At 66.9% G+C, this 15,524-nt stretch carries 14 protein-coding genes; 8 read left to right on the plus strand and 6 right to left on the minus strand.

What is annotated here, in order from left to right:
- Nucleotides 1–17: 17 nt before the first annotated feature.
- Nucleotides 18–767 (minus strand): SDR family oxidoreductase, encoded by a 750-nt coding sequence (locus AB0I14_RS17240; RefSeq protein ID WP_358023669.1) that lies wholly within the window; start codon nt 765–767, stop codon nt 18–20.
- An 87-nt stretch (nt 768–854) separates the two neighbouring features.
- Between AB0I14_RS17240 and AB0I14_RS17245 the strand changes: the two genes are divergently transcribed.
- The gene (locus AB0I14_RS17245) at nt 855–1,733 is read left to right on the plus strand and encodes a LysR family transcriptional regulator (RefSeq protein WP_358023672.1); all 879 of its coding nucleotides are present in this window, start codon (nt 855–857) and stop codon (nt 1,731–1,733) included.
- Here AB0I14_RS17245 and AB0I14_RS17250 read toward each other — a convergent pair.
- The 3 genes from AB0I14_RS17250 to AB0I14_RS17260 all read right to left on the minus strand — a co-directional run bounded on the left by AB0I14_RS17250 (nt 1,730) and on the right by AB0I14_RS17260 (nt 5,064).
- On the minus strand, nt 1,730–2,854 hold the full coding sequence (locus AB0I14_RS17250) for a DUF2235 domain-containing protein (protein ID WP_358023675.1): 1,125 nt from the start codon (nt 2,852–2,854) through the stop codon (nt 1,730–1,732). The genes AB0I14_RS17245 and AB0I14_RS17250 overlap by 4 nt on opposite strands.
- A gap of 78 nt (nt 2,855–2,932) precedes the next feature.
- On the minus strand, nt 2,933–4,480 hold the full coding sequence (locus AB0I14_RS17255) for a glycerol-3-phosphate dehydrogenase/oxidase (protein ID WP_358023678.1): 1,548 nt from the start codon (nt 4,478–4,480) through the stop codon (nt 2,933–2,935).
- Complete coding sequence (locus AB0I14_RS17260; protein ID WP_358023681.1) at nt 4,477–5,064, minus strand: helix-turn-helix domain-containing protein; 588 nt, start codon at nt 5,062–5,064, stop codon at nt 4,477–4,479. The genes AB0I14_RS17255 and AB0I14_RS17260 overlap by 4 nt, the downstream gene beginning before the upstream one ends.
- A gap of 50 nt (nt 5,065–5,114) precedes the next feature.
- Between AB0I14_RS17260 and AB0I14_RS17265 the strand changes: the two genes are divergently transcribed.
- Both AB0I14_RS17265 and AB0I14_RS17270 read left to right on the plus strand, forming a co-directional pair.
- The gene (locus AB0I14_RS17265) at nt 5,115–6,695 is read left to right on the plus strand and encodes an FAD-binding oxidoreductase (RefSeq protein WP_358024389.1); all 1,581 of its coding nucleotides are present in this window, start codon (nt 5,115–5,117) and stop codon (nt 6,693–6,695) included.
- Nucleotides 6,692–7,591: a diacylglycerol kinase gene (locus AB0I14_RS17270; RefSeq protein ID WP_358023684.1), complete on the plus strand. Its 900-nt coding sequence runs from the start codon at nt 6,692–6,694 to the stop codon at nt 7,589–7,591. The genes AB0I14_RS17265 and AB0I14_RS17270 overlap by 4 nt, the downstream gene beginning before the upstream one ends.
- Here AB0I14_RS17270 and AB0I14_RS17275 read toward each other — a convergent pair.
- Together AB0I14_RS17275 and AB0I14_RS17280 are read right to left on the minus strand one after the other, a co-directional pair.
- Nucleotides 7,516–8,550: an alpha/beta hydrolase fold domain-containing protein gene (locus AB0I14_RS17275; protein ID WP_358023688.1), complete on the minus strand. Its 1,035-nt coding sequence runs from the start codon at nt 8,548–8,550 to the stop codon at nt 7,516–7,518. The genes AB0I14_RS17270 and AB0I14_RS17275 overlap by 76 nt on opposite strands.
- Before the next feature lie 30 nt (nt 8,551–8,580).
- Entirely contained in the window at nt 8,581–9,228 is a 648-nt protein-coding gene (locus tag AB0I14_RS17280; protein WP_358023691.1) for a TetR/AcrR family transcriptional regulator, read from the minus strand.
- 106 nt (nt 9,229–9,334) lie between these two features.
- On the opposite strand from AB0I14_RS17280, the gene AB0I14_RS17285 reads away from it, so the two are divergent.
- The 5 genes from AB0I14_RS17285 (at nt 9,335) to AB0I14_RS17305 (ending at nt 15,523) form a co-directional block, all read left to right on the plus strand.
- A complete protein-coding gene (locus AB0I14_RS17285) occupies nt 9,335–10,219 on the plus strand; it encodes an SDR family oxidoreductase (protein WP_358023694.1) in 885 nt (294 codons plus the stop codon).
- Nucleotides 10,216–11,145 carry a patatin-like phospholipase family protein gene (locus AB0I14_RS17290; RefSeq protein ID WP_358023697.1) on the plus strand — a complete coding sequence of 310 codons (930 nt, stop codon included), beginning with the start codon at nt 10,216–10,218 and terminating at the stop codon, nt 11,143–11,145. Before AB0I14_RS17285 ends, AB0I14_RS17290 begins: the two co-directional genes overlap by 4 nt.
- The gene (locus AB0I14_RS17295) at nt 11,142–12,596 is read left to right on the plus strand and encodes an NAD(P)/FAD-dependent oxidoreductase (protein ID WP_358023700.1); all 1,455 of its coding nucleotides are present in this window, start codon (nt 11,142–11,144) and stop codon (nt 12,594–12,596) included. Before AB0I14_RS17290 ends, AB0I14_RS17295 begins: the two co-directional genes overlap by 4 nt.
- A gap of 124 nt (nt 12,597–12,720) precedes the next feature.
- A complete protein-coding gene (locus AB0I14_RS17300) occupies nt 12,721–14,994 on the plus strand; it encodes a DUF4185 domain-containing protein (protein WP_358023703.1) in 2,274 nt (757 codons plus the stop codon).
- A 4-nt stretch (nt 14,995–14,998) separates the two neighbouring features.
- The gene (locus AB0I14_RS17305; RefSeq protein WP_358023706.1) at nt 14,999–15,523 is read left to right on the plus strand and encodes a hypothetical protein; all 525 of its coding nucleotides are present in this window, start codon (nt 14,999–15,001) and stop codon (nt 15,521–15,523) included.
- The last annotated feature ends 1 nt before the right edge of the window (nt 15,524 follow it).

The raw sequence follows: 15,524 nt of genomic DNA on the forward strand, positions 1-15,524 counted from the left end.
TTTCGCTTTTTGCACGACTAGCGCGTGGTGTAGCCACCGTTGGCGAAGATGGTCTGACCGTTGATCCAGTGGCCCTCGTCGGCGAGGAACACCACCAGCGGGGCGATATCGGTGATCTCGGTCAGGCGGTTGCCCATCGCCTGCGACTTGTGGAACTCGACCCGCTCCGGGGTCTCCTGCGGATAGAAGAACGGCGTGTCCATCGGACCGGGGGCGACGTTGTTGACATTGATGCCGCGGACGCCGAACTCCTTGGAAGCTGCCCGGGTGAAGTGTTCGACGGGACTCTTGGAGCCCGCGTAGGTGGAGTACCCGTCGGTGTAGGCCGCCAGCAGTGCGGTCACGATCGTGACGACCGAGCCGTTGTCATTGAGTCGCTTGCCTGCCTGCTGCAGGAAGAAGTAGGCCGCTTTGGCGTTGATGTCGAACATCGAGTCGTATTCGGCCTCAGTGGTTTCCGCGAACGGCTTCCGCAGCACCTTGCCGACGGTGTTGATCGCGATGTCGACGCTGCCGAATGCGTCGACGGCCGTGTCGAAGAGTTTCTCGACATTGGCCGGCACGGTCAGGTCCCCCTGCACCTTGACCGCTTTCACCCCGGCGGCCTGCACGGCCGCCACCGTCTTGTCGGCGTCGGCCTCACTGGAGGCACTGTTGTAATGAACGGCGACGTTGACACCCCTCGAAGCCAACGTCGCGCTGATCAGGCCACCCAGGTTCTTCGCACCGGCAGCAACGACTGCCGACTTTCCGTCCAGTTTGCTCATACGTGGCAGCGTAGTTTCGCGATCCACAGATGGATAACGCAAGTTTCCGAGGTATTCACAATCTCAGGTTGTAGATAGAATTGCCGCGTGCCACAGAACATCCCTGATCTGCGACGTTTGCGCCAGTTCATCGCGATCGGCGAAGCCGGCAGCGTCACCGCGGCAGCCGCGACCCTGCACGTTAGCCAGCAAGCTCTCAGCAGTTCCATGCAGCAACTGGAGCGCGAGATCAATGCCACGCTGTTCCACCGGGAGGGCCGCCGGCTCACGCTCACCCGGGCCGGCGAACTGCTGCTGGCCGAAGGGCGAACACTGCTGGCAGCCGCCCATACCGTGGCCGAGCGAGTGGAACGGACGGCAGGCGGCGCACCCGAGGTCTTTGTCGTCGGCCACACCCCGGCACTCAGCGGCAGCGAAGCCTATACCCGTCTCGAACCGGCCATCGCCGCGTTCCCCGAGACCTCCTTCACCTTCCGCCAGCTCTACCCCGATCAACTCGCCGCTGCGGTGCTCGACGGCACGGTGCACCTCGGCCTACGCCGCGGAGTGGTCCCCACCAACGAATTGGGCACGGCCGTCGTGGGTTACGACCGGGTGCGGCTGGCCGTGCCCCGCGAACACCGGTTGGCCGACCGGCCGGCCGTGGACATTCATGAACTCGCCGGTGAACGCATCGCGCTGTGGGCGCCCCCGGGAGCCTCCTACTACAGCGATTTTCTGATGGGCGCGTGCCGTCGCGCCGGCTTCGAACCCGACTATGTGGTCAGCCGGGTCCAGGGCGCGGCTACGGTCGCCGCCCCGCTCACCACCGGCGCCGTCACGTTCGTCACCACTCCCCCGGGACTGGCCATGGACGGCCGCGTGGTGGTCACCGAACTCGACCCACCGTTGCTGGTGGGCGCCCAGGCAATGTGGCAGCGCCACACCAGTTCCGCGGTACGCGACGTGCTTCTGTCGCACGTCTAGCTGATCCGGCTCAGATCGTTGCCCACTTCGACCGGCACAATCCGTTGTTCCGGATCGTTGTTGGGTACAGGCGCTTTCCACCAACCACCTGACCGCTGACGCCGGTCGACGGTTGAGGCGATGTACTCGTTGCCGCCTGTTCCGCCCTCGCGCGAGTGTGGCGGCAAGAAGCGGTAGATACCCTTCCGTGACTTCTCCACCTCCTGCGCGGGGTTCGGGTTGATTCGGGTGTACTCCTCGACGATCTCGTCGCCGGAGACCGGCTCGCCGGCGGCGGGGGGCTCACGGAGGAAGGACCTTTCGACGAATGCCAGCCCCGCGCCGCGGGCCTTGTCCAGCATCCAGCACAACGCGATGTCGCTGAGTCCACGATTGGGGTTCCCGCCGCCCACATCGGAGTGCGAGCCGGTGAACCACACCTGTTCCAGGCGTTGTGTAGGCGGAGCCATATTCGACTGGGACCAGATCGTCGGCACGAACGGACCGCGCCGCTCGTCGATCGCGAGTGCCTGGTAGGCCTCCCCGACCCTCGAACTCAGAGTGGTGTCGTGAAACTCGTACCGCCGATTGAATTGGCGGGCCAGCCACCCGCCGACTGACGGAATCCCCAGGGCGCCAACGGTATCCCAGACCCCAATGAACCGGATGTCGGTTTCGTAGGAGTACATCTTCCGGAACAGCGCCGCCGCAACACTGCGCGGATTCGTGTTCTCGTTGCCGCCTCGGTACAACGCATACGCCTGTTCGATCTGATCCGCATTGTCGCGATGCAACACTCCCGAGTTGCGGATCAGACCCGCAGTGCTGCGTGCGGTGAAAGCCCCGCGGCTGAATCCGAAGAAGAACAGTTCGTCGCCGGGTTGGTAATTCTGGACGACGAATCGGTAGGTGTCGCAGACATCGCGGAACAGGCCGGCACCGAAGGCCCCGCCGAGCAGGCGGTCCGACCGGGTGGTGCCCACCCCCCGGTGGTAGAACAGGCGCTGCTCTCGCCCCTCGTCATCGTTCGGAGCCAGCGCCATCGCCACTTTGGCAACATTGGTCGGCGTGGGCTTGCCATCCGTTGTTTGATCAGGTGTGTTCCATGTGCCGTCGCAGCACACCACCAGTCGCTTCGCCATGATTGAGCTCCCTCGCCGCACAGGTTTGCCTCATGGCCCAGTGTTCTGGCGGCGACTGCTCACGCCACGCGTAGTGGACTACTCGACTTCCCCGAATTCCGCGATCATCTCGGCAGCCGCCTGACCTGCACGATCCCGGTCGGCGCTGACCAGCCCGATACGTGTACGCCGGTCGAGGATGTCGTCGGCATCCAGGGCACCTTCGTGGGTGACGGCGTACTCGAACTCCGCACGGATGACGTCGAGTCCGTCGGCCACCGGTTCGGTGGGGCGTGCGCAGCGCGCCCGGGCGATCACGTTCGGTGCCTCGGCCCCGTACCGGGCGACCAGCGAGGACGGCAACGCATGTTCAGATCGCAGGGTGGACACCGGATTGGCCGGGGCTCCGACGAGCGGCAGGTTGGCCGTGCGGCAGTCCGAGGCCGAGAGCCCGCGCATAGACAGCGCCCGGTCGAGCACATCCTGGGCCATGTACCGGTATTCGGTGAGCTTCCCGCCGATGATGCTGATCACCCCGCTCGCCGATTCCACCACTGCATGCTCGCGGGACACGTCGGCCGTGTTGCCTTCCCCGGTGTCGATCAGCGGCCGCAGCCCGGCATAGGCCCCCCGCACATCTGAAGTGGTCAGCTCGGTGGCCAGCGCGGTGTTGACGGTGTCCAACAGGAAGCTGATCTCCCCCGGAGTCGGTTGTGGTACATCCGGAATGGCGCCCGGCGCGTCCTCGTCTGTCAGCCCGAGGTAGACCCGGCCGAGCTGTTCGGGCATGGCGAAGACGAACCGGTTCAACTCCCCCGGTATCGGAATGGTCAGGGCCGCGGTGGGATTGCCGAACGCCGCAGCGTCGAAGACCAGATGCGTACCGCGACTGGGCCGCAGTGTGAGCGCCGGATCGAGATCGCCGGCCCACACTCCGGCGGCGTTGATGATCACGCGAGCCGTCGCCTCGAAGGAATCCCCGGTCAGTTCGTCTGTCAGGCGTACCGAGGTGGCGCCTGCGGCACTGGCCGACACCCTGGTCAGGATGCGGGCCCCGTGCTGCGCGGCGGTGCGGGCGACGGCGGCCACCAAGCGGGCGTCGTCGATGAGCTGGCCGTCGTAGGCCAGATAGCCGCCGTCGAGACCCTCGGTGCGCACGGTGGGCGCCAGTTCGACGGCACGACGCGCGTCGACCCGGCGTGACCGTGGCAGGGCCGACGCGCTGGTTCCGGCGAGCCTGCGCAGTCCATCTCCGGCCACGAATCCGGTCCGTACCAACGCCCGTGACCCGCGGCCCATCGACGGCAACAGCGGCACCAGCTGCGGCATGGCCTTGACGAGATGAGGTGCGTTGCGGGTCATCAGGATTCCGCGTTCGATCGCACTGCGGCGGGCGATCCCGATGTTGCCGGTGGCCAGGTAGCGAAGTCCGCCGTGCACGAGTTTCGAGCTCCACCGGCTGGTCCCGAAGGCCAGATCGTGCTTCTCCACCAGTGCCACGCTCAGGCCTCGGGTGGCGGCATCCAGCGCGATGCCCGCACCGGTGATCCCGCCGCCGATGACGATCACATCGACTGGTTGCCCGTCGGCGAGTGCGGCGAGTTCGGTTGTGCGCCTGGTGCGGTTGAGTGCCGTCGGGCCGGTCATGATGCCAGGTATCCGTTCAGTGCGTGGGTGAGCTCGGCCGCCAGAGCGTCGGCGTCGAGGATGGGCTCGACCATCTGCGCGGACTGGATCGCCGACTGGGTGATCAGCATGCACATGGTCGCCAGCTGGCGGGGATCGCCCGCCCGGACCCGGTCATTTTGGGAGCTCGCCTCCTGAGCGAGCTTGAGATCCCCTGCCAGCGCATCGATCAGGATCTGCTGGCTGGTACCCAACCGCTCGGCGATGTAGACCATCGCCACCTCGGGTGCGGAGTGCAGCACCGCCATGATCACCTCGTCGTGACGGAGCCGCGCGGCCACGGTGACGATGCGGTCCACCAAGGCGCCCCGGCCCGGCCCCTGACTCAGGGTTTCGTCCAGAACACCCACGATCCGCGCGGTGAGCAGCGCAGCCAGGATCGACTGGGTGTCAGGGAAGCGCCGGTAGACGGTCGGGCGGCTGACCCCGGCCCGGCGGGCGATCTCCGCCAGGGTCACCCGGTCCACGCCGAAGGCCAGCACGCAGCTCGCGGCGGCATCCAAGATCTGGTCGCTCAGCGATCTCTCGTTACTGATTGACATCATGTGTAATACTGTAACGCATGACTCAGCCGGCCGAACAGTTTCTGCCTCCGATGAAGTGGAATGCCTGGGGCGACCCGCAGGCAGCCAAGCCGCTCTCCGACGGAATCCGGGCCCTGCTGCAGCAGGCGCTGGGCGTCGACGCCGCGCCGGCGGCAGAGCCGACGCCCGAGCAGGTGCAGTTGCGGCCATCGGCACTGCCCGACGGTGATCGGGAGGCCCTCACCGCCATCGTCGGCGCACCGTACTGCGGTACCGACACCATGTCCCGGCTGCTGCACGCCGGCGGCAAGTCCACGTTGGACCTGTTGCGCCGCAACGACTCCGGTATTCAGGATGCGCCCGACGCGGTGCTGCTCCCGGGTAGCGATGACGAGGTCGCCGCGATCCTGACCTACTGCACCGAACACCGGATCGCGCTGGTCCCGTTCGGCGGCGGGACCAGCGTGGTGGGCGGTCTCGATCCGTTGCGCGGTGATTTCACCGCGGTGGTCGCGCTCGACCTGCGCCGGTTCGACGCGCTACACAGTCTCGACGAGGTGACCGGCGAGGCCGAACTCGGCGCGGGCGTCACCGGACCGCAGGCCGAGGCATTGCTCGGCGCGCAAGGCTTTTCACTGGGCCACTTTCCGCAGAGCTTCCAGTTCGCCACGATCGGCGGGTTCGCCGCCACCCGGTCCTCGGGGCAGGATTCGGCCGGATACGGGCGATTCGACGACATGGTCCGCGGCCTGCGCGCCGTCACCCCGGCGGGGACACTGGATCTCGGCCGGGCCCCGGCCTCGGCGGCCGGACCGGATCTGCGTCAACTGCTCCTCGGCTCGGAAGGCGTGTTCGGCGTCATCACCCGGGTCCGGGTTCGCGTGCACCCGGTGCCCGAGACCACCCGCTACGAGGCCTGGTCCTTCCCGGATTTCGCCACCGGGGCCGAGGCGCTGCGTGCCGTCACCCAGACCGGCACGGGCCCGACGGTGATCCGATTGTCAGACGAGGCCGAGACCGGGGTGAACCTGGCCACCACGGAAAGCATCGGCGAGCAGAGCATCACCGGCGGTTGCCTGGCGATCACGCTGTTCGAGGGCACTGCGGCGCATACCGAGAGCCGTCACGAGGAGACCCGTGCCGTCCTCGAAGCCCACGGCGCCACCTCGCTGGGCGAGGCCGCGGCACGGGGCTGGGAACACGGCCGGTTCAATGCGCCGTATCTGCGCGATTCGCTGCTGGCTGCTGGCGCGCTGTGCGAAACGCTGGAGACCGCCACCACGTGGTCCAACCTGTCCACACTGAAAGCCGCAGTCACCGAGGCGCTGACCGCCGCGCTCGCCGAATCCGGCACGCCGGCGCTGGTGATGTGTCACATTTCGCATGTGTACCCCACCGGCGCCTCGCTGTACTTCACGGTCGTCGCCGCCCAGCGCGGCAATCCGATCGAGCAGTGGCGCAAGGCCAAGGCCGCGGCATCCGACGCGATGGTGCATGGCGGCGGCACCATCACCCACCACCACGCGGTCGGTGCGGATCACCTCCCCTGGATGCGTGACGAGATCGGCGACCTCGGTGCCGAAGTATTGCGCGCCGTCAAGGCCACACTGGACCCAGCCGGAATCCTCAACCCGGGCAAGCTGATTCCGTGAATCGGGTTACCGTCCTGACCAATCCCCTGTCAGGACACGGCAACGCGCCGCACGCCGCCGAGCGAGCGGTCGCGCAATTCCAGCGCCGCGGCGTCGATGTGTGCCAGATCGTCGGGACCGACGCCGCGCACGCCCGCAGGCTGGTCGATGAGGCACTGGACCGCGGCACCGACGCACTCGTGGTCGTCGGCGGCGACGGGGTGATCTCGCTGGCGTTGCAGGCCCTGGCCACCGGCGACGTCCCGTTGGGAATCGTGCCCGCCGGCACGGGCAACGACCATGCCCGCGAATACCGGTTGCCGACAAGCGATCCCGAGGCAGCCGCCGATATTGTCGCCGACGGCCGCACCGAGACCGTCGACCTCGGCCGCATCGTGGATACCTCCGGTGCGGTCAAGTGGTTCGGCACCGTGATGGCCGCCGGATTCGATTCACTGGTCAGCGACCGGACCAACCGGATGCGCTGGCCCCACGGCCGGATGCGCTACAACGTCGCGATGGTCGCGGAGATATCGAAGCTACGGCTGCTGCCGTTCCGGCTGACGTTCGATGACGGACCGGAGATCTGCACGGACCTCACCCTCGCGGCGTTCGGCAACACCCGCAGCTATGGCGGCGGAATGTTGATCTGCCCGGGTGCCGACCATTCGGACGGACTGCTCGACGTCACGATGATCACCTCGGCGTCCCGCACCAGGTTGGTGCGCCTGTTCCCGACTGTTTTCAAGGGCACCCACGTCGACCTCGACGAGGTGACGACCAAGCGCGCCAAGACAATCCATGTTGAATGCCCCGGGATCAACGCCTACGCCGACGGGGATTACGCAGCCCCGTTGCCGGTCACCGTATCCGCGGTGCCAGGGGCGCTGCGCTTGCTCGTACCCAGACAATCCTGAATGAACTCGACCATGCAGTCACGGGCCTCCCGGCTCTCCGGCAGAAACGGCAGGAACGCCGGAAACGCGTGCAACTGACCCGGCCAGACCTTGAGGGTGCACGACCGTCGCGCATCGGTCAGCACTTCATGCATGCGTTCGGCATCGCAACGCAGCGCCTCCGATTCCGCCGCGATGATCAGGCTCGGCGGAAAATCGGTGAGCACTCCGTTGACCGGTGACAGGGCGTGACCGTCCGAGTTCTTGGGGCCGACGCATCCGACGATCATCGGCAGGGCGAGTCCGATCCCCATCGGATCGGCGCCGAAGTTGGGGTGGCCGGCCCGGCGCTCATTGTCGAGCTCGAGCAACGGACTGACACCGATGACGCCGGCCGGCATACCCAGCCCCTGCGACTCGGCAGCGAGAACGGTTGCGAATGCCAGGAATCCACCTGCCGAGTCACCCGCCACGACGGTGTTGGCGGGCTCCGCGCCCTGATCCAACATCCAGCGGTAGGCGCGCAGGCAGTCCGCGATGGACTCGTCGACCGTCACATCGGGGTGCTGTCGATACTCGACGTGCACCACGGGAAGTTCGGTTCGCCGGGCGAGGGCGACCACGACGTGCTGGTGGGTGTCGAAGCCGCCGAGAAAGAATCCCCCGCCGTGCAGGTAGAGGATGGCGCCGTCGGAGAGAGGGCGGTGAGCAGCTTCGGCTGTGCGGATGGTCTCCACGGTGACCCGCCCCAGCGTGATCCGGCTGACCCGCAGCCCCCGCCGCGGACGCAGTCGCTGGAGCCGCGCGAGCGCATTAATGCGACGACCGATTGCGGCGAGGCGATCCGCGGCGGCTCGGTTCCCTTGGTAGGCAACCGATCTACGCACCTGAACGAGGAGGGTTCGGCGGGCGATGCCGTAGCACGCCCGGGATCTGCGACTCGGGCGTCGCATCGAAAGCGCAGCAGCTGGTGAACCCATCCATGACTCCTTCGTGTGGATACAGCGGTATCAGTTCGCCGATTGTGTCGGCGCCCCAAGGGCGGCAAGCAGTTTCACCAGGTGCCCGAATGCGTCGGTGAACGGCCGCGCCGGCACCGAAGGATCGATGGCCCGCTGGATGCCGAGACCGATCCCGGCACTGAGCAGCAGATTCCCGAGATCCTCGAGGCTCGCAGCCACGTCGCTGTTCACCAATTGCGCTTCGGTGAGGCCGAGTTCGGCAGACATCGACCTGACTACGTCGATGACCATTTGCGCAGCTTCGTCGCGCAGGGTCGTGATCATCTGCGAAAGCTCGGGATTGTTCCGCGACAGCACCGCAAATTCGAGTTCCAGCATGGTCCAGCCGACGTCGCCTGCAGTGCGCTCCAACCACGCACTCAACGCCTCGACACGAGTGTCCAGCTCGGCGTCAGATATCGCGAGTTCGGCCATCTCGGCGAACTTCTCACGGTGGATCAGCTCGAGGACATCGCGACACAGATTGGGCTTGCTGCCGAAGTTCGAGTACACCGCACCTTTTGAGAAGCCCGCGTCGTCGGCGATGTCCTCAAGGCTCGTGCCGGCGTAACCGTGGCGCAGGAAGCGCTGCTTGGCCGCCTCCAACAGCTCGGCCCGCGTCTGTTCCTGGCGTTGAGCCCTGGTCAGCCGCGGCATTCGCTGATGATAGATCGAAGCGGACTTTGGGTATTGAATTTACTCAGAGTATTCAGATACCGTCAGTATGCGAATGGCCGAGGGATAACTTCAGGGGAGGCATGACGTGCGGTTTTCACAGCGGCAGGCGTCGGTGGACGGGGCGGTCGTCATCGTCACCGGCGGGGCACGCGGCATCGGCGCCAAGACGGCGGAGCTGTTTTCCGCCCGTGGCGCCACGGTATGGATCGGCGATGTCGATGCGGAGGTGGCTGCAACGACCGCGGCCGGTATCCCCCGCTGCCGGGCGGCATACCTCGACGTCACGCAGAGATCGTCCTGGGATCGCTTCGTCGCGGACGCCGTCGGAGAATCGGGCCGCATCGACATCCTGGTCAACAACGCCGGGGTCATGCCACTCGGTGCGTTCGATGCCGAAACCGAGGCCACCACTGACCTGATCCTCGACGTCAACGTGCGTGGTGTCCTGAACGGTATGCGCGCCGTGGTCCCGTCGATGGTGGCCCGCGGTCGCGGTCACGTCGTCAACGTGGCGTCGATGGCGGGCATGATCCCGATCCCCGGCATGGTGACCTACAACGCCAGCAAGTTCGCCGCGCTGGGCGCCTCGCTGGCGGCACGTCGTGAGTACGCGGGCACCGGGGTCTCCGTGTCGGCCGTGCTGCCGTCGGCGGTTCGCACCGAGCTCACGTCCGGCGTGCAGCTCGGAAACGGCCTTCCCACGGTGGATCCCGACGACGTCGCACGCGCGATCCTCAAGACCGTCCGCACCCGCACCGCCCGCACGTCGGTGCCGGGTTGGGTCGCTCCCGGGTGGGCCCTCGTCGACGCACTGGTACCCGAAGCGCTCCAGAGCGCAGTCCGAGGCAGGATCGACGACCGCCGCGCGCTGACCGCCCTCGACGAGCAGGGTCGGTCCTCGTACCTGCAGCGCCTCGACCGGCAGTCGAAAGCCCATGCTGCACAGCCCGATTCCGGGGTGAGCCGATGACCACGGCATTGGTGATCGGCTGCGGTGGCACCATCGGAGGCGCGTGGACGGTCGCGGCGCTGCATGCGCTGGCCGAACAGACCGGGTGGGATCCGCGCGACACCGCTGTTCTCCAGGGCACTTCGGCGGGAGCCGAGCTCGTCACGATACTGGGCGGCGGCGCCACGGTGAGCGATCTCGTCGCGATGCACCGCGGTACCTCCGCCGACGAGCGTCTGCGCCGGCATATCGCGGACACACCACCCAGCGTGCCGCCCATTCCGGTGCCCCGCCCGCTCAACCCGCGGCTGCTCGGCAGCCAGCGGGGTCTCGCCGCCGCCACCGGCATCGCCCCGGTGGGGCGCGGCAACGCTGACTGGTTACAGCGGCTGGCCGACGCATTCTCGGGCACCTCGGGGTGGCCGGATCTCCCCGGCGTCCGGATGGTCGCGTTCGACTACCGGCGCGGCGAGCGTGTCGCGTTCGGGGCGCCCGGTTCCCCCACGGCCACCGCGGGGGAAGCGCTACGCGCATCCTGGGCGGTGCCGGGCTGGATGCCTCCGGTCACGATCGGCGGCAGGCACTTCGTCGACGGCGGCGCCGCATCGACCGCTTCAGTCGATCTGATCGCCGCTGACGAGGCCGACACCATCTACGTGATCACGCCCATGGCCTCCGAACCAGGCACGCGTGCACCCGGATCCGGCGGATGGCTGGAGCACCGGCTGCTGCGCCGGCCGATGTCAGTCGGGTTGGACCGCGAAGTGGCGGCAGTGCGGGCACGCGGCACGCAGGTCGTCGTCATCCGGCCCGACGCGGCAGATCTCGCGGGCCTCGGTTCACACTTCATGCGCCGTGGCCGCAGAGGGTCGGCATTCGAGGCATCGATGCGCACCGCACCCGGCACCGTCCGGCGGGCGCTCGCCGTCAGCGAGGAGGCCCGATGAGTCGCGAGGTCCGCATCGTCATCATCGGCGCGGGAATGGCCGGCATCGCCACGGCCTACACCCTCAAACAAGCCGGGTTCACGAACTTCACCGTCCTGGAGAAAGGTTCGGACGTCGGTGGCGTATGGCACTGGAACCGCTACCCGGGACTCACCTGTGACGTCCCGTCGCAGATCTACCAGTTCTCGTTCGCGCCCAAACCGGACTGGAGCCACATCTGGGCCAGCGGTGAGGATATCCAGCGCTACCACCGCGACGTCGTCGAACGATTCGGACTCGACGAACATCTGCGGTGCAACACCGAAGTCACCGAGGCGCGTTACGACAGCACCACGACATCGTGGACGCTCACGACCAGAGCCGGAGACACCCTGACGGCCGATTTCGTCATCTGCGCCACCGGCGTGTTGCATCACCCGTCGATACCCGAGATCCCGGGCATGGACACCTTCGCAGGGCAGATCGTGCACACCGCACGATGGGATCCGCAGCTGGCGACCGACGGCCGGCGCATCGCCGTGATCGGTACGGGATCCACCGGTGTGCAGGTGGTTTCGGCGCTGCAGCCGAAGGCCCGCACGCTCTTGCACTTCGCCAGATCACCGCAGTGGATCCTGTGGGCACCGATGTCGCTGCGGCAGTCGTCGGTGCTCGCCGGGGCGCTGCGCCGGTGGCCGGGATGGCACGGCGCTCTCTTCCGACGTCTGCAGTGGGGATCCAACATCCTCGCCGACGTCGTCACCACGCCGTCGTGGCGGCGCAGGCTGGTGCAGTCCTATGCCCGGTGGAGCCTGGCCGCCCAGGTCCGTGACCCCGCGCTGCGGGCGAAACTCACTCCGGACTACGAGCCGCTGTGTAAGCGGCAGGTGGTCTCCGGCACCTACTACCGTGCCATCAAACGACCCAATGCCAGCCTGATCGACGATCCCATCCAGGAATTCACCCCGACGGGCATCCGCACCGCCGACGGCACGCACCACGAAGTCGATATCGCGGTGCTGGCCACGGGTTTCCAGGCTCACAACTACATGCGACCGATGAACATCGTGGGCCGCGACGGCATCACACTCGACGATGCGTGGGTCAAGGGTCCGCGGGCATACCGCATGACGGCGATCCCCGGGTTTCCGAACCTGTTCACCGTGCTGGGCCCGAACTCACCCACCGGGTCGATCCCGCTGCAGTACTCGGCCGAGCGAACCGCCGGCTACATCGTGGGCTGGCTCAAGCGGTTTGAGAACGGCGAACTCTGCGAGGTCGAGGTCACCGAGGAGGCCACCGACGAGTTCAACGCCGCGGTCGCCGACGCGCTGGGTCCGACAGTGTGGAACACCGGGTGCAATTCGTGGTACCTCACCGACGCCGGAACCATCGACCTGTGGCCGTTCGACCGGGCTACCCTCACGCGCATGTTGTCCGCGCCGGACCCCGCCCACTACCGGGTCAGGTGACGGCGAGCCTTCGCAGTTCAGACCCACTTTCGGCGATTCGGCGTGTTTGCCCGACACTGTGAACGGCGCACGGTACGTTTCGTTCGGGCCGGGGTTTGAGCTGAGTGGACTGGTACGGAGCGTCATGGAATCGACCAAATACATCGGCCGCGTCGGAGCACTGGCGGTTGCTCTCGGCATCGGCACGGCCTTGACTTCCGGAACCGGAATCGCCTGGGCCGAAGACGGACCCGGCGGCACTGGCAAATCCACCACCGGCAGCAGCTCCGGTAGCGGCGCCTCCAAACCGGACGCGAAACCGTCTGCCGGCAAACCATCGACCGCCAAGAAACCCGCCACCACACCGTCGGGCGCAGTGTCGAAGATCGGCGAGCGTGTCCGCAAGGACGTCGAGTCCGGCCTTGACACCGTCGGTGACGCCATCAAGCGCACGCAGAGTCGACTGGACACCGCTCGCACCCCGGTGCGTACACGGACGACCAAGGCCCGGGCCAAGATCCAGGGCACGCTCAGCGATGCCCTCGATGCCGGCAAGAACGTCAACAGTTCCCGAGGCAAGGCAGATGCCGCAGACAACGTCGATACCGCCCGGATCGTCCCGGACGCGGCGGCCTCTGCGCCCGATCTGCGGCGCGCACAACGCCCCACCACCGTGGTGGTACGCCTCAACGAAGCCGCCGAGGACATCGCCCAACGCAGTCACGACGTCGTCTCGACGCTGCGCACGGAGGTCACCACGTTCGACGTCCCCGACGTCGTGCCGGAGAAGTCCGTGGTCCCGGCAGCGCCGACCACCGCACCCAAAGTCACCGCAGCACCGGTGGTCTCAGCATTGCTGAGCGTCGCCGGGCTGGCACCGTTCGGTGCGGGTACCACCCCCGTCGCACCCGGCCAGTCCCCCGCGTTGTGGGCCATGATGGCGTGGACGCGAAGGGAATCCGAGCGGTCGATCAATCCGGTCGGGTCACGCGTGGTGTCGGCCAACGATGCCGCATCGGTCGTGGCCGAGGGTGAGATCCAGCCGATGGCGGCCACCCCCAACACTGCGGCGCAGACCGATGACCTGACGCCCAAGCCCCAGGTTCCGTCGTCACTGGCGGACTTCACCACCAGGCTCGGGTGGGTCACCGGACCGGGTGTCACCGACCACTGGTACGTCGCGGGCACTGATCTCGGCATCATGTGGAACAGCGGCTACACCGATCCGGCGACCGGGAAACCGATCATCTACACGTTGTTCGGCGATACCTACAGTGGGCCAGGCATGACCGGCGACTGGCGCAACAACGTGTTGTTCCGCACCATCGACACCAATCTGAACGACGGTCTGCAGTTCAGCGATGCGGTGATCAATGCCGGGGCGCAGTTCCCCGGCGATCCCAACGGAGTTCATCAGTGGTACGGCACCGGAGGCCCGGCCGCCGGCGCCTCGCAGATCATCTACGACCCGGGCGGCCTCAACGGACTGTTCGGCCAGACCTACACGATGATCCCGACGTCGGCGATAGCGATCGAAAACTCTGACGCCGAGGGCGGTTACCGGCAGTACGCCACCGTGATGTCGATCCGCACGTGGGACAACCCGGGCAGCTGGACCACGAACTACTCTGCGATCGCCTACTCCGACGACGGCGGCAAGACCTGGACCGTCGACCGCGACACCGTGCGATCCTCGGGCTGGTTCCGTGCGGGTCCGGCCTACGTCCCCGGCGACGAGCATTTCCAGCAGAACGCGCTGGTCATGTCCGACGACCCGACCGATCCGTACGTCTACGTGTACGGAACGCCATCGGGCAGGCAGGGTTCGGCGTACGTGGCACGGGTGCGGAAGGATCAGATCACCAACCTGGATGCCTACGAGTACTTCTCGGGGGAGGATTCCAGTGGTGCCGGGCAATGGGTGACCGGTGACCCGTCGGCCGCGGCTCCGGTGTTCGGCTCCAGCAGCACCGATTTCCTGCCGACCGTGTACCGGGTCGCGGACTTCTTCACCTTCGGGTTGTTCACCAAGATCGCGAACGGCATCTGGGTCGGCGGTCTGCCCACCAACGGTAATGTCAGCGAAATGTCGGTGCAGTACAACGAGTATCTCGGCAAGTACGTCGTGCTGTACACCGACGGCGGAAACAACGTGGTGATGCGGGTGTCGGATTCACCGCAGGGTGAATGGTCGGATACGACGAGGCTGGTGAACAACGACCTGACGACCAACACCGGCATGTACGCGCCCATGGTCCACCCGATGTCGGGTACCGATTACTTCAACACCGTCGACGCCAACGGCAATGTGGTGCAGGACAACTCGCAATACCTGTATTACAACCTGTCCTATTGGGGCGACTACAACGTCCGGCTCATGCGCACCGACCTGTCGTCGATGAAGACGGTTTCGGTGTAGACGGATGTCGCGAGCGTTGGCGTTGAGTGCGGCGGCCCTGACCGTGGCTGCCGCACTCGGCACCAGTGCGTGCGCTCACGCCGATCCGGAGCCCGCGCCACCCGGTCCGCCCGGCACGACAGCACCGCAGCCGGACGCGTCGTGTGCCGACAGCCTCGCCGGGGCACTGACTCCGGCCGATCCCGCCCAGACCGGCAACAACCGGCACCTGTTGCAGTGCGATGACGGCGCGTGGCGGGAGTTCGGTGGTCCCTATCCCTCGTCGGACCGCTGGTTGACCACCGGACCCGAAGTCATCCTGCACGGGCAGGGCCGACGGAATCCGGAAGCCAAGGCAGGCACGTGGTCGTCGACCCCGCAGACCGCCGAGGCCCACTGCAGTGTCGAGGTTGTCGACGTCGTCGCTGCCGGCCGGACATCGGGACCCGAGACCACTACGGCCCCTCCCGGGCAGTCGCTGACCTTCGAGATCAGCGACCACATGTTCACAGCGAAGCTCAGTGGCTACTGCCTCTGGGCGCGTAGCTGAC

Origin of the sequence: Mycobacterium sp. NPDC050441 (assembly GCF_040655355.1) — a bacterium.
Taxonomy (GTDB): Bacteria; Actinomycetota; Actinomycetes; order Mycobacteriales; family Mycobacteriaceae; genus Mycobacterium.